This window comes from Glutamicibacter sp., assembly GCF_035257265.1.
Taxonomy (GTDB): domain Bacteria; phylum Actinomycetota; class Actinomycetes; order Actinomycetales; family Micrococcaceae; genus Glutamicibacter.
Genome location: NZ_DATEXC010000027.1, coordinates 145484 through 171214, shown reverse-complemented (window position 1 = coordinate 171214; position 25731 = coordinate 145484). Strand labels below are relative to the sequence as shown.

The 25731-nt window shown below is 54.4% G+C and carries 20 protein-coding genes; 10 read left to right on the top strand and 10 right to left on the bottom strand.

Annotation, left to right across the window (positions count from 1 at the left end):
- Window positions 1–6: 6 nt before the first annotated feature.
- Together VJ369_RS06815 and VJ369_RS06810 are read right to left on the bottom strand one after the other, a co-directional pair.
- Window positions 7–609 (bottom strand): HutD family protein, encoded by a 603-nt coding sequence (locus tag VJ369_RS06815; RefSeq protein ID WP_324091336.1) that lies wholly within the window; start codon window positions 607–609, stop codon window positions 7–9.
- 9 nt (window positions 610–618) lie between these two features.
- Window positions 619–1170: a thymidylate kinase gene (locus VJ369_RS06810; protein WP_324091335.1), complete on the bottom strand. Its 552-nt coding sequence runs from the start codon at window positions 1168–1170 to the stop codon at window positions 619–621.
- Window positions 1171–1637: 467 nt separating this feature from the next.
- Between VJ369_RS06810 and VJ369_RS06805 the strand changes: the two genes are divergently transcribed.
- From VJ369_RS06805 to VJ369_RS06795, 3 genes are all read left to right on the top strand, one after another.
- Window positions 1638–2807, top strand: coding sequence for a hypothetical protein (locus tag VJ369_RS06805; protein ID WP_324091334.1), 1170 nt, complete (start codon window positions 1638–1640; stop codon window positions 2805–2807).
- Between the two features lie 154 nt (window positions 2808–2961).
- Entirely contained in the window at window positions 2962–4449 is a 1488-nt protein-coding gene (locus tag VJ369_RS06800; RefSeq protein ID WP_414652627.1) for a helix-turn-helix domain-containing protein, read from the top strand.
- A 13-nt stretch (window positions 4450–4462) separates the two neighbouring features.
- On the top strand, window positions 4463–5173 hold the full coding sequence (locus VJ369_RS06795; RefSeq protein WP_324091333.1) for an AAA family ATPase: 711 nt from the start codon (window positions 4463–4465) through the stop codon (window positions 5171–5173).
- On the opposite strand, the gene VJ369_RS06790 is transcribed toward VJ369_RS06795, so the two are convergent.
- From VJ369_RS06790 to VJ369_RS06775, 4 genes are all read right to left on the bottom strand, one after another.
- Complete coding sequence (locus VJ369_RS06790) at window positions 5170–5832, bottom strand: alpha/beta family hydrolase (protein WP_324091332.1); 663 nt, start codon at window positions 5830–5832, stop codon at window positions 5170–5172. The genes VJ369_RS06795 and VJ369_RS06790 overlap by 4 nt on opposite strands.
- A gap of 61 nt (window positions 5833–5893) precedes the next feature.
- A complete protein-coding gene (locus VJ369_RS06785; RefSeq protein ID WP_324091331.1) occupies window positions 5894–6706 on the bottom strand; it encodes a hypothetical protein in 813 nt (270 codons plus the stop codon).
- Window positions 6707–6972: 266 nt separating this feature from the next.
- Complete coding sequence (locus VJ369_RS06780; protein ID WP_324091330.1) at window positions 6973–9525, bottom strand: ATP-dependent Clp protease ATP-binding subunit; 2553 nt, start codon at window positions 9523–9525, stop codon at window positions 6973–6975.
- A 114-nt stretch (window positions 9526–9639) separates the two neighbouring features.
- Window positions 9640–10314: a response regulator transcription factor gene (locus VJ369_RS06775; RefSeq protein ID WP_324091329.1), complete on the bottom strand. Its 675-nt coding sequence runs from the start codon at window positions 10312–10314 to the stop codon at window positions 9640–9642.
- 312 nt (window positions 10315–10626) lie between these two features.
- Between VJ369_RS06775 and VJ369_RS06770 the strand changes: the two genes are divergently transcribed.
- A complete protein-coding gene (locus VJ369_RS06770) occupies window positions 10627–11811 on the top strand; it encodes a sensor histidine kinase (protein ID WP_324091328.1) in 1185 nt (394 codons plus the stop codon).
- A 344-nt stretch (window positions 11812–12155) separates the two neighbouring features.
- Window positions 12156–12776: a malonic semialdehyde reductase gene (locus tag VJ369_RS06765; protein WP_324091327.1), complete on the top strand. Its 621-nt coding sequence runs from the start codon at window positions 12156–12158 to the stop codon at window positions 12774–12776.
- Window positions 12777–12856: 80 nt separating this feature from the next.
- Here VJ369_RS06765 and VJ369_RS06760 read toward each other — a convergent pair whose 3' ends face one another.
- Window positions 12857–14053 carry a hypothetical protein gene (locus VJ369_RS06760; protein ID WP_324091326.1) on the bottom strand — a complete coding sequence of 399 codons (1197 nt, stop codon included), beginning with the start codon at window positions 14051–14053 and terminating at the stop codon, window positions 12857–12859.
- A gap of 310 nt (window positions 14054–14363) precedes the next feature.
- Between VJ369_RS06760 and VJ369_RS06755 the strand changes: the two genes are divergently transcribed.
- The gene (locus tag VJ369_RS06755; RefSeq protein ID WP_324091325.1) at window positions 14364–15641 is read left to right on the top strand and encodes an FAD-dependent oxidoreductase; all 1278 of its coding nucleotides are present in this window, start codon (window positions 14364–14366) and stop codon (window positions 15639–15641) included.
- Window positions 15642–15722: 81 nt separating this feature from the next.
- Here the strand turns inward: VJ369_RS06755 and VJ369_RS06750 are convergent, their stop codons facing one another.
- Together VJ369_RS06750 and VJ369_RS06745 are read right to left on the bottom strand one after the other, a co-directional pair.
- Window positions 15723–16526 carry an aminoglycoside phosphotransferase family protein gene (locus VJ369_RS06750; protein ID WP_324091324.1) on the bottom strand — a complete coding sequence of 268 codons (804 nt, stop codon included), beginning with the start codon at window positions 16524–16526 and terminating at the stop codon, window positions 15723–15725.
- Window positions 16527–16734: 208 nt separating this feature from the next.
- Window positions 16735–17592: an NAD(P)H-binding protein gene (locus VJ369_RS06745; RefSeq protein ID WP_324091323.1), complete on the bottom strand. Its 858-nt coding sequence runs from the start codon at window positions 17590–17592 to the stop codon at window positions 16735–16737.
- A 290-nt stretch (window positions 17593–17882) separates the two neighbouring features.
- Here VJ369_RS06745 and VJ369_RS06740 point away from each other — a divergent pair, with 290 nt between their 5' ends.
- The 4 genes from VJ369_RS06740 to VJ369_RS06725 all read left to right on the top strand — a co-directional run bounded on the left by VJ369_RS06740 (window position 17883) and on the right by VJ369_RS06725 (window position 22126).
- Complete coding sequence (locus VJ369_RS06740; RefSeq protein WP_324091322.1) at window positions 17883–19040, top strand: glycosyltransferase 87 family protein; 1158 nt, start codon at window positions 17883–17885, stop codon at window positions 19038–19040.
- Between the two features lie 72 nt (window positions 19041–19112).
- Window positions 19113–19529 carry a translesion error-prone DNA polymerase V autoproteolytic subunit gene (locus VJ369_RS06735; RefSeq protein ID WP_324091321.1) on the top strand — a complete coding sequence of 139 codons (417 nt, stop codon included), beginning with the start codon at window positions 19113–19115 and terminating at the stop codon, window positions 19527–19529.
- Window positions 19519–20838, top strand: coding sequence for a Y-family DNA polymerase (locus VJ369_RS06730; protein WP_324091320.1), 1320 nt, complete (start codon window positions 19519–19521; stop codon window positions 20836–20838). The genes VJ369_RS06735 and VJ369_RS06730 overlap by 11 nt, the downstream gene beginning before the upstream one ends.
- Before the next feature lie 25 nt (window positions 20839–20863).
- Window positions 20864–22126, top strand: a complete 1263-nt coding sequence (locus VJ369_RS06725; protein WP_324091319.1) for a glycoside hydrolase family 3 N-terminal domain-containing protein — start codon at window positions 20864–20866, stop codon at window positions 22124–22126.
- Window positions 22127–22263: 137 nt separating this feature from the next.
- Here VJ369_RS06725 and VJ369_RS06720 read toward each other — a convergent pair whose 3' ends face one another.
- Window positions 22264–25581 carry a S8 family peptidase gene (locus VJ369_RS06720; RefSeq protein WP_324091318.1) on the bottom strand — a complete coding sequence of 1106 codons (3318 nt, stop codon included), beginning with the start codon at window positions 25579–25581 and terminating at the stop codon, window positions 22264–22266.
- Window positions 25582–25731 lie beyond the last annotated feature (150 nt).

Sequence of the window (25731 nt, the reverse complement as noted above, 5' to 3'; positions counted from 1 at the left end):
TTCCGGTTAGGGCAGATCCAGGGATACGACTGCCATGAATCCGCGACCAGAGATGGTCGGTTCGGCCGTATCGCCACCGATGACGGTGTCTCGCACTTCGAGTTTTTGTTCTTCGCCGTTGAGTTTCAGTACGCCGTTACCCTGGACCAATACACCTAGCTGGCCATCAAACAGGTACTGATCACGTTTCTTGGACAGTTCAACGATGCGCACTGTGCCGCGCACACGTCCTGGTTTGGTCCTCAGGTGCAGCACGAGTAATTCCTCAGCGGGCTGGCTGGTTGTCACTGGGTTGGACGTTTCAATTCTTAATGGGCGCAATGGTTCGAGTCCGTGAATCTGCCCATCAACATCAAGCTGGAGGAAATCTCCGGCAATCAGCGTCAGCGCCTGTGCAATGCCGGAGCCCTGAAAAGAGCCTGCTTTTTCAATTGAACGAATCGAGAGGTTCCAGCTCGCGGAGTCCTGCGCGGCGGCCGTAAGCTGCCCCTCGGTAGTTAGCTCGCCGGCACATATCTGGCGCACCTGCCCCAGTTCCCACTGTTTCTTGCTGCTCTGGGCCAGAGGGACGATGGTTCCCGGGGCAAACTGCGTGGCTGCTTCACTCATAATTCGAGTTTACTTGTCCAGCACGGCCAGTAGCTCATCAACCACACCATCGACGCTTTGGGCGGAGCTGATCACCGTCCATTTGTGCTTCGCTGCCATCTCTAAATATGCGTTGCGGCTCGCCTCAAGGAATTCCTTGGTTTCGGTATCTTCGCCGCGCTGGTGGATTCGTGAATACGCCGTGTCTGCACCAACGTCCAGCACAACCACGTCGGCGCCTCGTGTATAGGCGAGAGCTAGCCAAGGAAAGAGTCGGCCTTGCGGCAGCCCGCGCACCTGGCGAAGCGCAAGTTGGCAGGATAGGTGACGATCCATCACGGTGACCCCGGAGAACAGCGACGCTTTGACCGTATTGCGCATGACATTGAACAGCCGGAAAATTGATTCGATGCCATCCTGTGTGGCGCGTGAAATTTCAAAACGCGAATTGGCGACTCGCTGATTCAACCACTTGCGCGCCGCTGGATTCGCCACACGATGGGCAAGAAAATCTTGTTGCTGCAGAGTACGGACGAGCGCGGCAATAGCGGTGCTTTTGCCTGACCCGTCGATGCCCAGCACAATCAGCGTCCCTCCGGACCGTAAAGCCTTGGCATGATGAACCGGGCGCTGTGAGATTTCGGTGGTGATAATCGCAGGTCCTTAAGTTGATGTCTTATTCTTTACAACGGTCAAGTACCAGGTGTTGATAGCGGATTGTTGCTGGGAATTTCACGTGAATCCACGCTTCTACGCCTCAGGGCGTGAGTGCAATAGATCCGAACATGCGGTGGATGAAATTCTCCAATGTCATCCTTTGGGATGTCGAAAACCTCCAGAATGCTGATCTAAGGTAAAGACCAACAGGTCTGCGAGGAAGGTTTGATGTCGCGCAGCCTGAGTCAGTGACTAGGCCAGAGAATGGATCGACCTTGCGACCTAAATCCCGAGTCCTCGCCCTTGGCCTCCTCACAGCGACGCTCTGTCTGAGCACGTCGTGTGTTTCAAATAATGAGACCGCGACAAAGCCCGGTGCAATTGACGATGGCGTGACTCAAACGCAGACTCTCTCCGAGGTCCAATGGGGCAGTGGGGAAGAAGTCAGTGCGCGAATTGTAGAGCTGGACGCTGCCACTGAAGTAGCGTTTGGTGATCAGTTCACTGCACAGGATTCAACGGGTAACTGGCAAAAGCAATCGAATTTCCTCTTGGGGCTGGGGCTAAACACCCACGGCAAGATCATCGGTGAGCTGTCCCAGCAAATGAAGCCGACGCAAGCGGATGCCAAATTGAGTGACCATGGAGAAATCGGGCTTGCGAATAACGGTGAGTTCGAAGCATTTGGAAGTACTCGGAAGCTGGTTGAAGGTGATGGTAACCGAACCGTCACCTCCGCTCTCTCTACAGATGATGGGTATCTCTGGGTAGAAAGCCCCAATTATCAATCCGTCGCTGGAACGTGGCGGCTGTTCACCGGAGGCCCAGGAGCTGAATCAAAGTTGTTGGCCAAGTCAAAAAATGAAGACGAATTTAGCGCCAACGAGTTGAGCGTCGAGGTAGCCGTACCGGTGTTAGACGATAAAACCGTTTATTGGTCAACTTTGACCGCCAAAGCTAACGGGTCAACTTCAACGTCGGTTCTCCAGCATTCGCTATCTGGAGATGAAGAAAGCAAGATTTTCGCTGATGATGCCACTAGTCCCGCCGGGCTGGATCAGGGGATCGCGGTTCTAGATGTGATGACTGAAGCCGACACAGAAAAGAATTCCGAGAATCACGTGTCAAGATCAATTTCGCTTCATACTGAGCAAGCGGATCCTGAAGTTTTACTCACCGGAAGCCCGTTGCTCGATGACACCGTAGCTTTTACAAGATTAGTTGGGCAAGAGGAAACTCTGATGACTCAGTTGGCCGACAAGTTCTTAGTTATTAATCCTGAGAACAAGGATGTTATGGCCGTCGCGCTGCCAGCTGAGTCACGCGCTGTGGGCTACGCGGTTTGTGGGCAGTATGCCGCTTGGCAAGTGGTGGACGTTGGAGGCGCGAGTGATGGGTGGCAGTATTTGCTGGATCTAGAATCCAATGAACTTTCTAAGATTGCAAAGGGCGGGCTAACCGGCACAACCTTCTGCAACGGTGACTACTTCGCCTGGGGCGTTGGCGGGACAGGGGACTCAGCAAATGACGCGTACGTTGAAGTCATGAAGTGGAAGAAATAGTTGGTTGAGTAAGGCAGTTGGCCTGTTAACGCTGCTGTCACCTTAGGGGAAAGAATAGGATATCTTTTGACTCGATTGTTCTTGTCGCGCGCCATCATTGTCATTTAGGGCGATTTCCTAGAAAAATCGATTGTTCTTCGCTTAGGCTGGGAATGTGACTGCACCCACATGGAATCGTAATTTCTCCGTTGACGTCGAATCGGAGTCTGTTCTGGACCCGGAGCTTGATACGCTGGCGCTTGGCCGGCGAATTCGCCACTTGCGCAAAGCAAAGTCGTTAACTTTAGACGATGTCTCAGCGTTAGTAGGAACGGCTCCCAGTCAGCTTTCACTGATAGAAAACGGGAAGCGGGAACCAAAACTTTCGTTGCTCAAGTCATTGGCACGAGCATTGCAAGTAGGAGTGGACGATCTGTTGGGATCCGAGCCACCTACACGCCGTGCAGCATTGGAAATTGACCTGGAACGTGCGCAACGAGGCCCGCTCTATGAGGCATTGGGATTGCCCAAGGTACGAGTAGGTACGCGTTTACCCATGGACGTACTCGAATCACTCGTAGGATTGCAAAACGAACTAGAACGCCGTCTCGAAGAACAAGCCGCGACTCCGGAAGAAGCACGGCGCGCGAACACCGCCCTACGTCAAGAGATGCGTCAACGTAATAACTACTACAAGGAAATTGAACAAGAAGCCTCGAAGGTGCTTGCAGCAGTCGGCCATGACGCTGGACCGCTATCGCATCATCGTGCAGCCGATATCGCTGAACACCTTGGATTCAGCCTCCGATTTGTTGGGAATCTTCCGCATTCCACCCGCTCTGTGACTGACTTGAAGAACAAGAGAATTTATCTAACACAGGCCAGCCGCTCGGAACATGATCCACGTTCGGTCCTGCTTCAGGCGTTGGGACATTACATTCTGGGCCACGAAGCCCCCACCAGCTATGCGAACTTTTTGGACCAACGCGTCGCGACCAACTACTTTGCCGCTGCCCTGATGATGCCCGAGAAATCAACCACCGAATTCCTGCGGCAGGCGAAGGCCAAAAGAGAAATTGCGATTGAGGATTTACGCGACGCTTTTGCGGTCTCCTATGAAACCGCAGCTCACCGGTTTACCAACTTGGCGACGGAACACCTGGGAGTAACGTGCCATTTTCAAAAGGTCCACGAATCGGGGATATTGCATAAGGCCTATGAAAATGACCGAGTTAATTTCCCAGCGGATCACACCGGCGCTATCGAAGGGCAGAGTATTTGCCGTTATTGGACCAGTCGCGTGGTCTTTGAACAGATGGATAAATTCCGTTCCTTCGAGCAGTACACCGACACGGTAAATGGCACCTACTGGTGCACTGCGCGCACCGAACGGCACTCTTCGGGGCTGTATTCACTGTCCATCGGGGTTCCCTTTGAACATGTTAAATGGTTTCGTGGACGGGACACCAAGGAACGTTGCCAGTCAACGTGTCCAGATGAAAACTGCTGCAGACGCCCACCGGCGGAGTTATCCAGCGAATGGTTTGGAAACGCTTGGCCGTCTACTCGCGCAAATACGCACCTTTTGGCAGCGATGCCTACCGGAGCATTCCCTGGCGTAGATGAAACCGAGGTTTACCGATTCTTGCAACGACAGCGCTAGACATCCTGTGGCGATGAATCAAAGCGACCTCTTCTTGCCCGTGCGTCGTGTGGAGTCGGTGGATCCGGGAGCAGCTCTGGCGGTGCAATGGCCATTGGTGTTGCCACCGGTGCGGCAACTGCTTCTCGAAGGTCTGGATTTGGGTCGGGTCACCGTGATTGTTGGAGAAAATGGTGTTGGCAAATCTACATTGCTCGAAGCGGTGGCGATCGCCTACGGGATGAACCCGGAAGGTGGTTCTACCGGCGCGATGCACGTGACCCGAGCATCGGAATCTTCCCTCGCACAAATGCTTAAACTCCATCGGGGTGCGGCTGCCTCACGGAAGGGGTTCTTTCTTCGTGCAGAAACCATGCACTCCTTCTACACATACTTGGAACAATCGGCGTTGGGCTCGGACTTGCACGAGCGCAGTCATGGCGAATCTTTCTTGGACCTCGTCGATGAGCGAGTAAATCTCAAAGGTCTGTGGCTTCTGGACGAATCTGAATCAGCTTTGTCTTTAGCAGGATGCTGTGCTTTGGTGCGGAAGTTGCGTGAAATAGTAGAGCGAGGCTCGCAGCTGATCATTTCCACTCATTCGCCCGTTCTGGCAGCGTTTCCGGGCGCTAAGATCTTAGAAATCGGTTCTTGGGGTATGCGCGAAAGTGAATACGATCAGCTTGAACTCATTAGGCAGTGGCGAGAGTTTCTGTCCGGCCCCCAAGACTTTTTGAAGTCTTAGCTAAGCCGTCTACGAATAAACGCGGCGGTGGGCTCGGCTAATGCGGCGCCATCCTGGGTTACCGAACGGCCCGAGTAAGCAACTTTAAATGAGTGGTCCCCGCCTTCAAACCAGACAATTTGGCTCTCTTCGTTCAGGTCCGAAACCATACGGTTGATGATCGCTGGGTTGGCGAATGGATCGCGGGTTCCCTCAAGAAAAAGCATAGGAATGGTGAGTGGGTACAGGTGCTCGTCGCGGAGCTTGTCTTCCTTCTTCGGGGCGTGCAGTGGGTAGCCCAAGAAAATCAATGCTTCGGCGGGCATCCCTTCGCTGACAGCAAGGGAAGCCATTCGTCCACCGAAGGATTTTCCTGCGGTAAAAATGGGAAGGTCCGCCGCAAGGTTATCTGCGGCCCACTGGTGGACTTGTTTCCACGCGGCAACGGCAACCGGCGCCTTGTCTGGGAACTTTTTACCGGCGTCCATGTAAGGAAAATTGAAGCGCAATACCGAGACCTTGTGTTGCACTATGGCTGAAGCAAACCCAGCCATGAAGACATGATCTTTTCCGGCACCTGACCCGTGAGCCAAGATAAGAAACGCGTATGCATCATCCGCAGCGTCTAGAGATGCGCTCAAATGGCCATCTTCCCATGGGATAAAAATTTCTTGGCTCATAGAATCAAGCGTAGTTCTTTCTGGGGTCTTCAATGAGTCTGGACTGGTGCGTGCGGCGAGACTACTCCATGGGAGGATTCTTGAACTCGGTGCTCGTTTCATCGTATCCCTCGACTATGACGGTCAGTTGTTCCACCTGTTCATTTCCATGGGCCTTGGCATTGATCCTGATCAACATATTGCTGGAAACTAGTCTGACTCCATCCAATGGTGCTGAATCATACGTATTCTTTTGCCAAGCACCAGACGACAGTTTCACTACAAGGTAACCAAACTTGGGTGACTCTACGGAATCAATGTACGCGTGTGGATCGGTCGGGATGCAGCTACGGTAAGTTTCAATCTTTTTGATGGTCGCACCGCAAAATGACTCATAGGTATCATTCATCGAATCGAGCCATTGCACGTACTTCTCTTTAGCCCAAGCATCACGATCATTAGGGTCGGCGCCAGTTCGGGATCGGGAGTAAGTGCCCGAGTATTTCCCATTCTCGGTAGCAAAAGTTACTGATTCTAATTCCGGTGATTGTTCACCGATGCTTTCGAACATCACGAGGCCCATTATTCGAAGTTCATCGGTGGGACGTTCGTAGCTTTGAAGCATTCCGTCTTGGTTGAATTGATATGAATTATCCAGGACTATCTCGAGATGCCCCGGTGCTGAACCGCTCCAACTGATCATCAAATTGTTTGGGGGATAGAACCCCTTCACCGACTTGATCCCCGAGTTATCCAGCCAAGCTTGGATTTTCGAATCAGCCCAGTCTTGACCGCTTGCCTCTATAGGGGGGCAAAACAGCCGCCGCTTCAACAGTTGAGGTAGCCGAAACCGAAGGTGAAGTAGAAGCAGCAGGAGCGTGAGTTTCTTTGTCATTAGGCGGAGATACCGAGGCAATCGCGTCGGGCTGACTTGAGCATCCTGCCAGCACTAAAGACGCAGCAACAATGGCAAACAGACTACGCGAACGCATGAAACCTCCGGGGAATTGGTCAATTGTCAGTCTATCGAGGCTCTACTACAGAACAAGTTGCGAATTCATTGCTCCGTAACGACCTAGATTCTGGAATCAATAGTGACGATTAAACACAAGAGGGGCTAACGGATCGGAATGATCCGTTAGCCCCTCTTGTGAGAACCTTTTAGCTGCCGAAGTAGTCCATGACCGGTTCGCTTGATGCGATTTCCGCGGCTGGGACCTGCTTGGCAACCTTTAGCTGTCCTGCAGTGAAGTCGACCTCTACGGTGTCACCGGCATTGAGTTCATCACCGATCAGCAGATCCGCAATAGCATCTTGGACCTTGCGCTGAACCAGACGACGCAGGGGACGAGCGCCGAACTCTGGATCGTAGCCTTCCGTTGCCAACCATGAAACAGCAGCGTCGGTGACGTGCAGTTTCAGTTCCTGCTCCGCGAGGTGCTTGCCGGTCTCGTCGAGAACCAGGTTCACAATCTGCGCAATCTCAGACTCGCTGAGCTTACCGAAGAGTAGTACCTCGTCCAGGCGGTTCAGGAACTCGGGACGCATAAACTCACGCACCTTGCCCATGACCTTGGCCCGAATTTCAGCCTTCTCGCTACTCGCATTGATCGAGGTGAAACCAAAATTGCCGGCCTTGTTAGCGAGGTATTCACCGCCGAGGTTACTGGTCATCAAGATCAGGGTATTAGAAAAATCGACGGTGCGACCGGCAGTATCTGTCAGACGCCCATCATCCAAGACCTGCAAGAGCACGTTGAATACATCGGGGTGAGCCTTCTCGATTTCATCGAGCAAAATCACCGAGTAAGGGTTGCGGCGTACCTTTTCGGTGAGCTGCCCTGGCTCGTCGTGCCCCACATAGCCTGGAGGGGCACCGATGAGCCGCGAGACGGTGTGCTTTTCGCCGTACTCGCTCATATCGATCCGTACTAAGGCATCGGATGAACCGAACAGGTTATTAGCCAACGCCTTAGCCAGCTCGGTTTTACCGACGCCGGTCGGGCCGAGGAACAAGAAGGAACCAATTGGACGTTGTGCCGGAGCTAAACCGGTACGGCTACGGCGCACCGCACGGGAGACAGCCGCAACTGCGTCGTGCTGGCCGATAACCGAGGCATGCAACTGTTCTTCCAAAGACGCCAACCGGTTCTTGTCATCCCCGTTGATCCGGGAGGTCGGGATTCCGGTCGAGCGCGCGATGACCTCGGAAATTTGGGCTTCATCAACGATGCGTGTGATCCCAGAATCACCGGCCTTTTCGGCAGCGGTAATGCGCTCGGTGAGAGCAGCATTATGATCGCGCCATGCACTGGCATCTTCATAACGTTCCTCGCCGATCGCACGGGCCTTTTCGCGGTCTGCGTCGACCAGCTCATTGCGTAGTGCCTGTACGTCTTCGGTGCCACCAGCGGCGATGGACCTACGGGCGCCAGCAATATCGAGCAGATCGATTGCCTTATCCGGCAAACGACGGTCGGTCAGGTAGCGGGCTGACAGCGAGACTGCAGCCTTCAAAGCCTCAGGAGTGTATTGCACCTGGTGGTGATCTTCATAAGATTCTTGCAACCCCTCAAGGATCGCCAGGGCGACTTCCTGAGAAGGTTCTCCCACGGTGACCTTGCCGAAGCGGCGTACCAGAGCCGAATCTTTTTCAACCTTGCGGAATTCATCTAGCGTGGTGGCTCCGATCAGGTGCAATTCACCGCGAGCTAGACGTGGTTTGAGGATATTAGCTGCATCCATATTTCCGGATTCTCCGGAACCGGCGCCAACTAGCAGGTGCATTTCATCAATAAAGATGATGGTCTGGCCCTCCGCGTCAGCGACTTCCTCAAGCAGCCCGGTCAAGCGCTGTTCAAAATCGCCGCGGTAACGCGTTCCAGAGAGCATCCCCGGAAGGTCAACGGAAATCAGTTGAGTTCCACGGATTTGCTCAGGGACTTCGCCGGCAACGATGGCGCGAGCCAGTCCCTCGGCGATAGCGGTCTTACCTACGCCAGCTTCACCGATAAGTACCGGGTTGTTTTTGGTGCGGCGAGCCAAGATTTCAACGACTTGAGCCAACTCGTCATCGCGACCGATAACCGGATCGATTTGTCCGTCAGATGCCAAAGCGGTCAAATCGGTGCCGTAGCGTTCAAGCATTGAGACGTCTTGTTCTTCGCCAGTCTCAGCTTCGCCGGACTGCGCGCGCTGGGCTTGCTCCATCGCCGCCTGTTGCAGGCTTTGGCCAGTGATGCCGTGCTGTGCGAGCAGCATGCCCACGGGGGAGTCTGGTGAGAAGACAAAGGCCAGGAATAGGTGTTCAGGATCGATATAGGTCGAACCGTAATTCCGAGCAACCTGATACGCATCAAAGAGACTGCGCTGCGCAGCGGAGGAGAGACGGGAAGGCTTCTCGGTTGACTCTTCGCGGCGTGGCAGGCGCTGGATTGCATCCTTGGAGAGGGCCTCAAGATCCACGCCCATTGCGCTCAGGTGTTGTCCGGCAGGCTCGGTGCGGAGCAGGGCGACAAGCAGGTGCAACGCATCAATTTCTGAATGTCCGTTTTCGTGGGCGAAGCCTGCGGCAATAGATACCGCTTCATGGGTGCGCTGCGAGAGCAGACGGGTGATGTCGATGGGGCGCGCAGCCTGAGCTCGTGAGGAGAGGAACCGGGAGAGGAATTCCTCGAACGAGCCGTCTGACGGTGGTCCGAAAAATGCTGGCAAGATGAGCCTCCTAGTAGAAACTTGAGTGGTCTATGCTCATGTTCAACGTAATACGACAGAATCTATTCCCGCAAAGTGGAGTTAGGCAATTGGAAGAGTGGTAGTTCACAGGTTTTAGGCATCGCGGGGGATCTCGATGAGCCCCAGCCGTGTTGCCGCAATGAGTGCCTGCACCCGGTCGCGTACTTCCAATTTCATAAAGATCTTCGCCATATGGGTCTTGACCGTAGCCTCGGAGATATTCAAGCGCCGGCTCGTCTCCGTGTTATTGAACCCTTCGGAGAGAAGACCAAGGATTTGCATTTCACGATTAGTTAGACCCAGATCGTCGATAAGGTCCGCAATATCTTGAGGCGTTCTGTGAACGTTTCTAACCGCGGTGATTAAATCAGCCGAAACCGACGGTGAGATGGCCGCGGACCCATTGTGAACGGAATAAACCGCTTTAATAATTTCGCCTGGTTCAGTGTCTTTGACGAGGTAACCACTGGCGCCCGCAACAAGGACCGGAACTAGATAATCGTCCGAGGAAAATGCGGTAATCGCAAGGATTTCCGGGCTGTCTTCTAAGGATTTAATATTCTTTGTAGCTTCAATGCCATTCATGATTGGCATTTGTAAATCCATGAGGACGACATCTACTTCGTTTGCTTCACAGTAGGTTACCGCTTCCTGCCCATTTTGTACCGAATTAACAGTTACAATTCCCTGATCCGTTGCTAGGATCGTGCTAAGCGCGTGCCGAATAAGAGGCTCATCATCTACGATGAGGACCTTAATCTGTTCCATTGGTTTCCTTTGGATGGGAGGCAGCTCAGGAGTCAACCTGCCTTAAATCGAAGTATATAAGTTCAATAGTTTTGGGGTTTGAAATGAAAGCTTTAAAGATTTTGGCAGTAGCCGCACTGGTAGCGGCCCCATTGGCTGCAGCCGCACCTGCAACCGCGGCACCGGTTGCCGAGTCTACCTATTCAGGACTTGCTGTAGCGACTCCAGCGGGTTGGGGAAATGACTTTTCAATCTGGCTCTGCCGAAACTATAACGTAGCGTGTAACTAGCATTTATTTGACTTCGCCACTTCTCCGGTGAAGTATTCGGCGTATGAATTCACGAGTCAAGGCCGCCCTGAACAAATGTTTTGCGGGCCGGGGCGTAATCGTTTTGCCGGGTTTGACGGTTCTAATCGGCATTACCGCCACTGAATTCCTAACGCTACTCACCAGCGGGATCGAAAATACTCCAGAACGGTCGATTCGCGGTGCGGTAGTTGGACTGCTGCTGTCGGTGTCATTAGCAATTGGTCTTAGATGGGCATCGACCTCGCTTGGAGCGTTTCTCGCGATCCTGTATTTCGGGTTTTGGGATGGCGGCCTTTTCTTGTGGCTAGTTTTTTCGCTGATTATTTTTAGTGTTTTTGCCGCCACTGTCGATTCGCGAATCATCCGCAATTGGTTTCTGGTGCTGGTGCTCATTTGGATGGGCCAATATGGAGTTCGCGCGGGTGATGACGCGATCCTTTTGGTCGCACTTGTACCATTGTCTGTTCTCTCATTTGTTCTTGCGCGAATTATATTCAATCTGCGCGAACGAAATCTTAGTGCGATCCGCCAAATGGAAGAGGGCCGCGAGCAAAACCGCGTCGCGATAGAACGCGAACGTAAAAACATCGCCCGGGACCTGCACGATATTGTCGCCCACGACATTACCGTGGTGGCTATGCAGTCTAAAGCTGCAAAATTTGCCAACAGCGGCCAGGCGGCCATCGATGCAATCGACATCATTGCAAAGCTCAGTACTGAGACGCTTCACGACTTGAGGCTGATGCTTAACGTATTGCGGACCGACGGGACAATGAGTGACTCGTCGGGTGGAAGCGACGATAAGCCGGCAGCAACCACTGTTTATGCAGTTCAAGGTCTGGAGATCTTTACGCAACGGTTAAAAGAATCCGGTTTTTCTGTGACCTCTCACACCGACGAAAAAATCTCTGAACTTCCGCGCTCTGCGCAGACTGCGTTGTATCGAGTGATGCAGGAAGCGACCACGAACATTATCAAACACGGTAAGCGCGAGGGTTCCTGCGGTCTGCGCTTAGAGATTTCTGGGTCGAACGCGATCCTTGAAATGACTAATCAGATGCCGAAGTCAAAACCCAATAAAAGTGATCTGCCGGTCGGTGGAATTGGACTTATTGGAATGCAAGACCGGATGAATGCCTTCGGCGGCCGGTTCAATGCGGAGGTCGTGGATGGCCGGTGGGTACTTACCGCCAGCATCCCGTTCTAGGCCCTACCCTCCTACTTAAGTATGATTTCGCTTTTCTTGGAATCGCGATAAGTTATAGATGTATCGGTGAAGACCGATCACCGCAGGGAAATTGGTGATGTTTTGCGAGTGGCATCATCAAGAGTTCCGCAGTGATTAAAGGGTACGTTGCGTCATGGACGAACTGATCTTTCTTCGGCGTTGTGCCCCCATCGCACGCCTGAGTTTGTTGGTGGCGCGACGTACCTTTTATAACCTCACCGATACCTGTTGTGCTGTAGCTCACATCGCTGATGCGGAATGTCCTAGACCGAGTTTTCCGTTATACCTCTTGGATACAATCAACTTTCGAGAGTGAGCATCACATGTCGGTTCAGACTGAAACCCAACCATACGAAATGCTGAGCATTAACTCGGACGCGGCGGATCAGCTGTTCTTCGAAGCCCGTAGCGCAAACGCCTTTAGTGATGAACCGGTCTCGGATGAAGTTCTGGATGCAATCTACGACACCATGAAAATGGGTCCAACTCTCATGAATAACCAGCCATTGCGCATCACTTGGGTGAAAAGCGCTGAGGCTCGTCAAAAGGTTTCAGAGACTATGGCCGGCACTAACGCACAAAAAGCGCTGGCTGCGCCGGCCTTGGCCATTCTTTCGTTCGATACCGAATGGCACGAAGAATTCCCATCTTTCTTCCCGCATGCTCCAGAGCGCAAGGCAATGTTTGAAGATCAGGGTGCTCGCACCGCAATTGGAAACAACAACGCATGGTTGCAGGCCGGATACTTCATCATGGCAGTACGTGCCGTTGGTTTAGCTGCTGGCCCAATGGGTGGCTTTGACGCAGCTGCGGTTGACGCCGTGGTGAACACCGATGGCCGCAACAAGTCGTTCTTGATAGTGAACGTTGGCAAGCCAGGCGCTGACGCATGGTTTGATCGACTTCCACGCCACGATGCGCAGTTCGCTACTCGCAGCATCTAGTCACTTTAATGGCTAAAGGGGTCCTCCGTAACAACTAATTTAGTTGTTACGGAGGACCCCTTTAGCCATTAGTGCGAGGGTTACTCTCCGGCTCCCGACGGGTCATTTTCAAGAACGTGGTCCGACACCTTGGAAAGCGCGCGCTCAAGTGCCGCCCGCAAGATCACCGGTACGGTGATTTCCTCTTCCAAGGTCAGTAGGCCTTCGCGCTCAAAGGTGCGCAGGATAGTTTCAACCTGCGGGACCGCGACCTCAAGGCTTGAGATGAGGTGGTGTTGCTCAACCGGCAGGTCATCTTCGGAAGGGATGTGCAATGCAAATTCGGTGCGTGGCGGCTTCGAAGAGGCAGCATGGGTGAGAAGTCCAGCGACCATCTCAGCAACCTGGGCCTGCCCTGGAGTCCGCAAGGTATTGATCAGCACATGCGAATAGATGACCTCGGCGAGTAGCTCCTTGATCAGGCGTGAGCCAGCTCCGGTCGATGCGAGCAGGGCTTCGCGAAGTGAATCGGTGGGTACAGCCTGCGGTGCGCTGTAGCGAAGCATGGCGGTGCCGATAAAGGCATCCCAATAAGCGGCCAGGCGGGGAACCGATGACAGATCCGCGACCACGGTTCCGTCTTCGGGCTCCCAAAGGTTGGCTTCTGGGGTGCTGGTCTCATCAACGGTAACCAGGAGGCCCAGAGCTTCGGCGGCTTCTTGTAGCGTCTGTCCGCTGATCATTCCTGTGGGATCACTTGGCTTGCCTTCGCCGACCCACCCAATCAATTCACGTGCCGCATAAACAAATGGCATGGATTCCAGAACTGAGTTGGCTTCGTCATCGTCCATGAATGGAACAACGATGGGTGAGTCCCCGGCCATGCGAGAGAGGAACTCAAAAACTTCCTTGAATTCCTCAACGTTGCCGCCAAAATTCGCGGTGGTACCCAAGAAAGTTAGATAGTGCTTGAGGATGGCCGCGCTAGCTTCTGAGACTTCCTTGCCAATCGAAGCTAGGTGCCCCAGCTGTTCGCCAAGAACGGTGGGGTCCAATGTCGTGACATCCACCTTTTTCCGTAGTTGTGCATGCGCGACCAATAAAGTGGTGAGACCTTCCAAACCAGCTCGAGTTTCACTTGCTGGTTGGCCATCAGCTTGAAAATGGCGGAATAGCTGGGATTTGAACGGCTGCAAGGCCTGTCGAACTTCAGATTCAAACGGTGCGCTACTAGCCCCAGCTTGGCGTGCTGGATGGCCCGAGGAGGCCTTTTTCTTAGCGGGCTTGCGTGATGCCATGATCTGTCGTTGTTCCTTTGCTAAATGAGAATTGGTCGTCCGTTCCAGTCTACGCAGGGAGCTCTATTCAGCGTTGTTCAGCGCAAGGCATCGTCAGCGCGAGCCGAGGATAGCGAGGGGATACTTTCGAAGCACCGTATTTTCTGCGGTAAAAATTTGGAATTACAGCCAAAAATACAGGTCACACATATATGTGGTTGCCGTCACCGTTGAATCCTCAGTGCCCGTTGATTTTCCCTGCAGTTCGCGCGACAGTGAAGACATAAGGCTCTTTTGTTGAGCTATATAAGTCTTTTGAGGAGAGTAGCCCATGGCGGTAACACCAGCACCGGATCATGTCGTAATTGTTGGCGCCGGATTCGTCGGATTGTCGACGGCTTGGTACCTGCAGGAAGCCGGCGTCAAAGTTACCGTCGTGGACCGTGGCGGCGTGGCTTCCGGTTCGTCGTGGGGAAATGCGGGCTGGCTGACTCCGGCATTGACCTTGCCTATTGCAGAGCCATCAATCTTCTCCAATGGTTTGAAGATGATGTTTGACCCGGCCTCACCGCTATATATTCCGTTGAAGGCTGATGGAAAGCTTCTGCGCTTCCTTCTCGGTTTCACCTGGCACTCCACTCCTAAAAAGTGGGAAGAAGCCATGCGTATTTACTCCGAAATCGGCACCCACGGGTTGGATGCTTTTGACGAGATTTCTGAGGGTACCTCGGCTGGTCCTGGGGTGGCAGAAAAAACCAAGCCAGCAGATCCTTTCCTTACCGGTTTCACCTCGTTCAAGGACCGCGATGCGCTCTTGCATGAATTCGAGATGATTCAGAAGACCGGCGGTTCTGTGGACTATGAGTTGCTCAGCGGTGATGAGCTGCGCGCTATCGAGCCGACCCTCTCCAATAACGTTGCAGCTGGCGTGGCGATCAAAAACCAGCGCTACATCAACCCGCCGAAGTTCATGGAGTCACTGGCCGAATCAGTCATTGCCCGGGGTGGAGACATCATCGGTTCGTTCAACGTCACCGATGTACGCGATAACGGTGGATCGGTGACCGTCATTGGCTCCGAAGGCCGTGCGATTACCGCAGATCATGTGGTGATGGCTACCGGTGCATGGATGACTGATCTGGCCAAAAAGTTTGGTGTTAACGTGGTGGTCCAGGCAGGCCGCGGCTACTCGTTCACGGTTGAACCAGAAAGCATGCCAACGCACCCGATTTATTTCCCGTCCCAGCGTGTTGCTTGTACGCCGTTGGGGGATCGCTTCCGCATTGCCGGAACCATGGAATTCCGCGACGTGAACCACAAGCTGGAACCAAAGCGCATCGAAGCAATTGTCGCTGCTGCAGCACCGGTATACCAGGGAATCAACTGGGAAAACCGCAAAGAAGAGTGGGTGGGTGGTCGTCCATGCACCGCCGACGGCATGCCGTTGGTTGGGCAGACTTCTTCGCCACGCGTCTCGGTGGGCGGCGGCCATGGCATGTGGGGCGTTGCGCTGGGCCCATTGACCGGCAAGATTCTCGCCGAGCAGATTACCGGGCAGACCGTTTCCACGTTGGCACGTCACTTCAACCCATTGCGTAAGGGTTTCTAACCTCCCGCAAACTTCTGAACGCCTAAAGGCTCGGTTTTTCATTGTGGATCGATGATTAACCGAGCCTTTGGCCTTTTGACTCTAGGCCACTGGTTCCCAGCGCTCACGAAGCCAACCGATGGCCGCTTCACCCTGTGCTTGTTGAAAACTGCGCAGGGTGGGCAGGGCAGCCGGAGCGGGCTGCCGAGCGCCGTCGATGAAATAACCGGACATCCCGGCGAGGAACCCATCAATACTTTCTGCCGGTAGACCTTCGAAAACTTGATGGCTGCCCAGGGCGGATGCTACATCGAAGTCGGCGTCGTGCAAGCGGACATTTAGGAGAACCGATAACGCATCAAACCACGGAGCCCCGATACATGCCCAAGGCCAATCGACGATGTAGGCGCCTTGCGCGGTTAGCAAAAGGTTGTCTGAACGAATGTCTGAGTGCACCAACGACTGTCCTTCGAGACAAGATAACCCGACTCGCGCACTGTCCTTGAGCCGCGGGAGACGATCAGCAATCCACGGATCCAAGTTCGTCGGCGGATCGGTGCCAATGCGGTCCCACCCGGTGAACTCAGCCGCAACCTCGGTGTGCAGCGCAGGTAAATGAGCCAATGTGCTTGGTACCGGATGGCTAACTAGTGCATGCAACGAGTCGAGTACTCGTTCAAGTTCGACATGAGTCCACGGTGTCTTGGGGTGGGAGCCTGGAATATCTTCAAGGACCAAGGCCACCCAGCCCTGTTCTTCATATGACCCTAGGTGCTTTGGAACTGGCAATGTAGCGGGCAGCAATGCCGAGATCTTCGCTTCGGTTCGATGTAACCGCGGCGCGGCGGCATTGAGCGAGGTGCCGACGGCTTTAACAAATGCCCTGCGTCCGTCCGCGGCACGCACCCGGTCCGCCGTACCAAGAGAAAACCCGCCTTGCTGGCCGTGCGCTTCAACTACAGGTGAGCCGAGTTGTCTTCAACCGCATGACGGACATGTGCAGGGAGCTGTGCCCAACTGATTCGCGGGGTCCACGGTGTACTCACACGGTGATCCTTCTTTCTACGGGGCTTCGAATTTAGCGGGCTCACTTGTTTCCACGGATCTTGTTCGGCTAAGCATGCCGGGAGGATTCATCAGCAAGAATTGATTTGTAACCTTCGCGGTAACTTGGGAAACGCGGAATGAAACCCGACGCTAGGAGTCGCGCATTAGTTAGCCGACGGTCCGTGGCGTTTCGCGACGCTGGAGGTTCGGTTGAAGGCTCGGGGATTTCCGCGCCAAGTTCCTTAGCGAGGAAGAGATAAACGTCTGCAAGCTGGGCTGGTTCGCTGTCGGTAGCCAAATACAGTGCTTCGGCCTTTTGCCCTAGCGAAGCCACGTGGACGATGGCTTGGGCAAGATCATCGCGGTGGATCCGGTTAGTCCAGTGAGACTGGGTTGATAATTGCGCCGAACCCGAACGAACCTGATCGATCAGTCTGGTGCGCCCCGGTCCATAAATTCCTGAAGCGCGCAAAATTGTCAGCGGTAGACCGCTTGTGGCCAGCAGTGCCTCGGTGTCGGCGAGTACCTTCGCGGTAGGCCGGGCCGGTTCAAGAGGCGCGGTCTCATTGACCAGTTGCCCCTCTGAACCGCCAAGGACCGCCGAAGAAGACACATAAATGAGTCGCTTGAGGCGCGGGCAGGAGGCTTTTAAAGCATCAATTAACTGTTGAGCTGTCTGCAGATAGCCGCGCTCATATCCGGTCACATCACGGGTGGCCGGTACCGGGGTAAAGAGAACAAGATCGGTTTCCGCATCAATCTGCGGCCAAGAATCTGCTTTGAGCAGGTCGACGTTGTATCCAGTGAAAACCGAGGGAAGTTTCGAGCTGTCACGACGCCAGGCGGTGATTTGATGTCCGGCAGCGTGAAAGCGCAGCCCGGCCTCGGTCGCAACATCTCCGCAACTGATCAAGAGTATTTTCATCTGGCACCTCCAATGTAGCGAGGCGCCCAAATCGGTGCCCTCGTTCTAACCCTAAAGCGTGGCGTGGCGCGCGCTAAACGTGAAGAAGCCGAAGGTGCAACACAAAGCTTGATAAATCGATAAAATAGGGTGGTTGCATGCCTTTGATCGCCGGTCGAATGATCGCGGGGTGCGGGTAAAAGCCGAACCGGGCGGATTGGCTCAAAACGATCACCATTAAGGGGTGCAAGAAGATCCGTTCTTCAATTTTTCGTAAGGTCCATCCAGGTACGGCAGTCCTTGAAATCCTGATGGTTGCGGCACTAGTTGTTGTGCTGGTTGCCATTGAACCGACCGGGTGGGATCTATCGGTATACCGCGAAGGCGCCTTGACGCTATTGCGTGAACCAGAAGCCCTTTATGGACCGTTCGTGGGTCCGGTGAATTCGCCGGGGCTGCCGTTTACTTACCCGACGTTTGCGGCAATTTTGTTCTTACCGATGGCATTTTTCCCTTACTGGGTGTCGGTTACGCTCACCATGGCTGCCTCGATCATCCTGACTTTTTTTGTTGCCAAAGACGTGGCCACACGAGTGGCGGGCAAATGGCCTGCACTGAATTCGGTGCTCACGCCGCTGACCTTGACGAGCTTAATGCTGATGTCGGCTCCCTTCCGCGACACAGTATGGTTCGGGCAGATCAACATCCTCATTCTCGGCGCCTGTTACCTCACCTTCGTGCGTTACAAGTCATTGATGCCGTTTGTGATTGCCGTAGGAATCTGTGCAGGGATCAAGCTGACGCCGATCGCATTTTTGATTCTGCCTTTTGCCATGCGTAAATGGCGTGCGATGTTCGTTGGAATTGCCGCTTTTATCGGCACCCAGCTTGTAGGCCTGATTTTCCAAACACAAAACACCTTGGACTATTGGCTGGACGTCGTGCAGGATCCTTCACGGGTAGGAAACGTGGGGTATATCGACAACGTATCCCTGCAAGGACTACTTGAACGACTAAACGCCCCATCCTTGGCATGGCTCATCTTGGCCCTCGGTGTGGGACTTTCTTTTGTCGCTTTACTGTGGAAGCTCTACGGGCACGTCAAGCCTGTGGTGTTGCTCGGCATTGCTTCAGCCTGCCCCTTGCTTGTCTCTCCGGTGAGCTGGTCCCATCACTGGGTTTGGTTGCCGGTCATCACGTTTGCGTGGGTTGTTGTAGCGATGGAGCTCAAGCCGGTACTGCGACGCACGGTATTTGGTGCGTTGGCTCTGACGTACCTGATTCTGTCGATTGGGTCTAAACAAATTGTGGCTTTTGCCGGTTATTTCCCGGATGGAGACCTGCCCGCTTGGTGCTATGTACTACCCGCGGTCCCGGTGCTCACCCAACTGTTGTGTCTTGTGATTGTTTTGACTAACACCAAGAAAATCGTGAACAGTAAGCCTGTTTCGGTGCACTCTCTCAGCTGAGTTTGGTTGTCACCCACGCACTGTACAATTCTTAGTATTCGAATGTTTGTTCTATCTAAGGGTGGTGTCTAGGTGCGCGACGCCGAATCAGTGATGCCTCCAGGAGCAACCCAAGGACCGGTGCAGGCCGTTTCTGCTATGGGGTTCCCCTCCCCGGCGCGTGATTACTTTGATGGCGGGCTGGATCTGAATAGGTTGCTAGTTCATGATCGGGTCGCCACGTTCATCATGAGGGTATCGGGACACTCGATGCACTCTGCAGGAATTTATGACGGCGACGAGATTATCGTGGACCGTGCCCTGCTGGTTAAACACGGCACCATGGTTGTGGTGAGCTTGAACGGCCAGATGCTGGTACGCCGGTGGCAGACAGAGGGATCACACGTGGGTTTACTCAGCGATGAGTCACCACTACCGGTGCTCCTCACCGAAGGAGACGAAGTTGAGGTCTTCGGCGTGATCACCAGGTGCCTGCACTATGTCCGCTGACCCTCGATCATCCGGGCACAGCGACCATGTTGCCTTGGTAGACGTGAATAACTTTTATGTCTCCTGCGAACGCATCTTTGACTATTCCTTGCGCAACCGGCCGGTTGTCGTACTCTCCAATAATGATGGTTGCGTCGTCGCCAGGTCACAGGAAGCCAAAGACCTAGGAATCGCCACAGGAGAGCCATTTTTCAAGGTGCGCCGCCTCATGGACAGCCACAATCTTGCGGTGCGTTCGAGTAACTATGAGCTATATGGGGATATATCGGCTCGGGTGATGGAACTTCTAGGCCGCTTCGGTACCTGGCAGGAAGTGTATTCCATCGACGAATCATTTATTGGCCTCAACGGAACGCTGGAACAAGTCCGTGACACTGCCGTGCAGATCCGCGCCGCGATTACCCAGTCCATCGGGGTGCCGGTCTGTGTAGGGGTATCTGCGACTAAAACCCTTGCTAAATTCTCTAACCACATCGCCAAGCACAATCCGTCTATGGACGGAGTATGCATTGAACAGCTGATGGAGCCTGCTCTGGTCTCCAAAATCATGTCACAGGTTCCCGCAACAGATGTGTGGGGTGTGGGCAAAAAGACCGGTCAAAAATTGACGGGGATGGGCGTTCAAAGCATCGCCCAACTCAAGGCCACCGACGCGCAGCTCATCCGCAAGAAGTTCTCTGTCGTATTGCAACGCACGGTGATGGAGCTCAACGGGCAGCGCTGTATCGGGCCGGTGGAAGAGCGCTCGGATAAAGGCCAGGTAATGTTCACCCGTTCCTTCTCCACCCCTGTGCGAACACGTGAAGCGATGGATCAGGTGATGTCCATCTACGCACAGAAAGCAGCAAGCCGTCTGGCCAGTGAAGGCCGTTACGCTAGCTTGCTCACGGTGACCGCCGGAACAAGCCGCTTTGCTACCTCGGCCGCATCATTTCCGAGCGCCCAAATACGTCTAGTCAGTCCCACCCGAGATCCCATTGTGCTGACGAAGATTGCGGTCGCGGCGATGAACGAGTTGATGGAGCCAGGTATCGATTACGTCCGTGGGGGAGTGATCCTCTCCGGGCTGAGTGAACACCCCGGAGCCGAAGAACTGGACCTAGGGCTACTAGGCTCAACATCCGCTGAAGACTCCGAAAAAGTCAACGTCAGTGATGTCGTGCAACAGGTCTCCCAACGGTTTGGCGCAAAAGCTATTGGCCTGGGCAGCGCCGGCCTGGCCAAAGCGCCGGAATGGTCCATGAAGCGCGAACATATGTCACCGCGCTGCACCAGTAACTGGGACGAGCTCTTTACCGTGCAAGCATGAAGGTTTTGGTGACACAATAACGTTCATGTCTACTGTGCTGCGTCGAACGGTGGGGCTGAGCTTGCTCGGCACACTTCTACTAAGCGGTTGTACGGCCCCCGCAGAAAACGCGGACCAGCCTGCGCCGAGTATCGCTGGGCCAACTCAGCCCAGCTCACCAAACCCCTCAAACTCCGGATCAGCTACTGGGCCTTCGGCTGCAGCCAGCTCGGCCAGCCCCACGGAGGCTGACCCGGAAGCGCAACTGCAACAGCAAGCGGTGGCGCTCGCCGGCTCGATGAGCCTATCTGAGCAGGCGCGGAGCTTGGTTATGGCCGGTGTCTCGGCAGACGGCGCCTCAGCGGCACAAATCGCTTCGCTGAAGAAGTCGGGAATTTCAAATGTTTTCCTTCGCGGCAGGTCGCAGCTCTCGCACACTAAGATTTCTAGCAGTGTGCGCAAACTCCATGAAGGGTTGGGAACAAATGTCCCCGACGGACTACCGGTCTGGGTAGCCACCGACCAAGAAGGTGGCTTTGTCCGGGTGCTGCAGGGGACCGGATTTACCAAGCTGCCCACAGCATCAGAGCAGGGCACATGGTCCCAGAAAAAACTACGGTCAAATATTTCCACGCTCGGTAGTGAACTATCCGAGGCCGGGATCAACGTCAACCTTGCCCCGGTAGCCGACGTGGTATCGAAGAATTTGGGCACGGGCAATGCGCCTATCGGAAAATTCGGAAGGCAGTACGCCGATAATTCAGCGGATGTTACGTCCTCGATTCTGGTGGTGAATCAAGAACTCAGTGATTCCGGAGTGCACCCGGTAGTCAAACACTTCCCTGGGTTGGGCAGAGTAAGCCTGAACACTGACACCCATGCCCAGGTTACCGACACAAAAATTGGGGCGGGTAGCAACGATCTAGAACCTTTTAAGGCAGCCATTGAGCAAGACCTAGCATGGGTTATGATTTCAAACGCCAAATATACGCAGCTGGATAAGGACCATGATGCTCCTTTCTCCACGAAAATCATCACCGATCTGCTGCGTGGGGACCTAGGTTATGAACGCTTGATCATCTCCGATGATCTATGCGATGCGAAACAGGTTTCCGCGGTGCCGGTAGGACAACGAGCGATCAAATTTGTTCAAGCCGGCGGCACGATGCCTTTATGCGTGGATGAGAATAAGTCACTGACCATGGCCAGCGCCCTAGCAAAGCAAGCAGCAAACGATGACAAGTTGGCGGCGCAGGTCCGCGAGGCGGCAACACTGATTCTGGCCGAAAAGCTTCGCGAAAACTCATAATGCTCAGCGGCCTTGTTGCCGGATGAAGCTATTTTTGGACAAAGAGAAGACCCGGGCGGATCCCTACTCGCTAGGGAACGCCCGGGTCTAGCTTTTTGGTCTGCACATTTATATGCAGACGCTTAGCTCAGGAAAGGTTAGCCTTTTCCGTTGCCTTTTTTGTCACCCTTGGTGATGTCTAAGACCTGTGCGCGGTCGCCGGTCTCGTTCTTTTTCGCTCCGAGCTTTCCGGTGCTGTTGTGCAGGTGCAGCAACAGTGCCTTGGAAGCAACGGATGGATCTGCAACGGTCACCGGAATGTTGGTGCCCTTCAGATCGGTGAAGACGGTGCCCTGAGCCCCAAAATCAACCTGAGGTTCGGCAACGTTGAACTTGACCCAGTCGGTCTCATCCACTGGGATCATCGCGCCCTGGTCGTTGGTGTGGTACCAGGAGTAGCTTGAAACACTGTAAGAGATTTCTGCTGAATTCTCATCCAGTCCCAGCGCGGCAAGTGATACCGGCAGGATCGCTACGTTGGTGTCGAAGCTGTTGGTATCAACATCTCCAAGCACGCCATTGACTGGCTGCAGGTCTACCTGTGCACCGGTAGCCAGGTCGAAGGTGGCCGCTAGGTCAAGATCGATTCCGTCGAGTGCGGTAGTGAAGGTCACGAAGTCGGCCTTGCCATCACCGTTGGTATCGATGTTGACGTCCAACTCGGTACCGCCGGCAAGGTGTGCCCAGTTATCCCAGGTGGAGATACCGATGTTCAGTAGTCCATCGGCCATACCGGTTACCGGTGCGGTACTGGCTGCACCAACGTGCTGCAAGTCCATCGCGCGGGCTGCCGGAACGCTGTCCATTGACTTAGGACCGCGCTCGCTCGAAGCACCAAGTTCAAAGGCACCTAGGAGGGAAGTGACCGAGGTGGCCCCCTCACCTACGCGGATATCCTTACCCTTGAGCTTCAGCTCGGTGGTGTTTGCACCCTTCTTCAGCTTCTTGACCGAAGCGGTCATATCAGCTGCGAGCTTAGGCGCTGCCTGCACTGGAACACGCAAGGTGGGAGCCGTTGAGCTGGTCAGCTCAACGCGACCACTAGCATCTGATACCCAAGCGCGGGCCAGACCCTGCTGGGCGGTCTCCATGGTTGGGTCCAAAGTCTTGACCCACTTCTTGGGATCCACCTGCAGAGTAACCTTGACCTGAGCCTTAGCACCTGGTGCCAAACTCACGCTGTTGCGATCCAGCGAGAAGCTGGTGCCAGGGATCTGCGTAGCGGACACGTAGTTGACTTTGTAGGTCTGGGCCTTGTCGCTGGTGTTCTCTACGGTGATTGAACGTGTTTCGGAGAATTTCTTCTTACCGTCAATTTCAAGGACACCGAAGACCACGCTGGTCAGATCCGCTGCCTTCGAATCGTAGGCAATGGCTGGGGTATCAAGTGCTGCCTTGGCCATGACGCGGCCCGAGCCAACACGGTTTGGACCGTAGGCCTTACCATTTGCCGCAAAAACATCCGCTGCTGCGGTGTTCATGATGGTGCTCTTAGCTTCAGCTGCGGTGAGGTTCTTATCCTGCATGACCAGTGCTGCCACACCGGCAACCATGGGGGTAGCCATCGAGGTGCCGGACATGACCGCTGGTCCATTGCCGGTTCCAACGCCTACCGAGCCGATCTGCGTACCTGGTGCTGCAACGTCGGGCTTTACTACGCCGTTGGAGCCGTGCACGCCTCGTGAGGAGGACGAATTTAAGGTGTCCTTGACGCCTGATTCACCGGAAGCAGCGCCAACGAAGGAAGCATCCAGAGTGACCTTCAGGTCTCCTGCCTCGGCGGCTGGGCGTAGCTTATTCGAGTAGTCCAGGGTGAACTGTGCACCTGGGATATTCGCGTTGCCGGCGATGCCAGCATCAAACAGGTTGGTTTCAGCATCTAACAGGACACCGGTGGCACCGGCGGCTTCGGCGTTGTTGAAGCGTGCGCCGGATCCACAAGGGAACTCGCCGTCTTCGCTCCACTGCAGCCAAACCCACTTGCCTTCCAGCGAACCTGGTTCAAATTCTGTACAACCAAAAGCGTTGTTGGCCGGAGCCATTACTACGTCGCCGCTCAAATCGGACGGGTCAGCAGAAGTGTAGTTAAAGTTTGCCGAGTACTGGCCTGCGGCGGTTCCTGCAACATTGTCAGGCGCATCTACTTGGATCTTATCCAAGGTGACCTGGGAGCCCACGGTATTGGCTACCGTCAACGAGGAACGCGAGTTACCAGGTGAGCCGCCAACGTCGGTGACATCGCCAGCGTTACCCGAAGCGATGACCGAAAGGATTCCAGCTTCAGAAAGTGCATCAACAATGTCATTTTCTGGATCCTGAACCGGTGAGTGATCCGAACCGAGGGACATATTGACCACATCGGCGCGGTCTGAGAAATCTCCGTCACCATTTGGATCAAGCACGTAGTCCAATGCCTGCCCCACAACCGAGGATGATCCGCCGCAACCGAAGACACGGATGCCAATGAGTTGAGCTTCCGGAGCGGTGCCCGGACCAACCTTCATTTTGGCGACTTCATCGGCGGTCAGTGAGGAGTAGTCGCCTGTGAAGGTGGAACCGTCGGAATTAACGCCGTAGCCGGCCGCTGAGCCTGCAACGTGCGAACCATGACCTGCAGCTTCACAGTCCAACGGGTTCGGGTCTGGGTTAGGGACTGGCTGGTAATCCGGGGCGTCGGGGTCAGCGTTGTAGTCGTCGCCGACAAGATCCCAGCCGCCAATGAACTTCTTACTGTCAATTAATCCGGAATCTGCGGTAGGCAGCTCCTTGGAAGCCTGGGCTTTCTTGTAGCCCTCAATGGTGCCTGGTCCACCAAAGCCTGAGTGGGTGTAGTCAATGCCCGTGTCGAGCACTGCAATCTTCACACCTTCACCGGTAGTATCTAGCGCGGTCCACGCGTCCAACGCTTCGGTGTCGATCACCGCACCGCGGTTAGAAGGAGACTTGGGTACGATGGCGCTGATCTTTGCGACATCTGTACGTTCGGCTAGCGCACGGAGCTTTTTGGCATCACCGGTGAGTGCAACGCCTCTCAATGCGTTCGAAGTTGTGTAGATAACCTCGGATTTTGCTTCCTTGGCCAGCTCTTTACCCTTGGACTTAACCTGGGTACGGACAGATTTAACCTTGTCCTTGTCTTTCTTCTTACCGGACTTTTTGACCTCTTTGTATGCGCCGTCGCCTTCGAGTTGAACGAATACTGAGACCTCGCCGGTGGCCTTGGCTAGTTGCCCGCTGACTTTTAGTCCTGAAAGGCTCTGGCTTTTGACGATGGGCAGTGAGGCTGCGTTTTCACCGTCGGACGGTTGGGGGATGTTGGCAGCTGATGCCGGACCTGTCATTGTGACAGCCAACGCTAAAGCGGTGGCTGAGCCCAAGATGAGCCGCGGCAATCGTGGATTGCGCCGAGTGACCATGATTCTCCTAGCTGAGCTGAAAGCGGGATGCTTTCATGTGAAGATGCAACGGTTTCCACTCGCAGCATGAAGGTGCGTATTGAGTGATGACCGGGGCCGACGTCCGCTAAAACGTCGAGTCTCCTACTGTGGAATCTTAGGTGACCTACG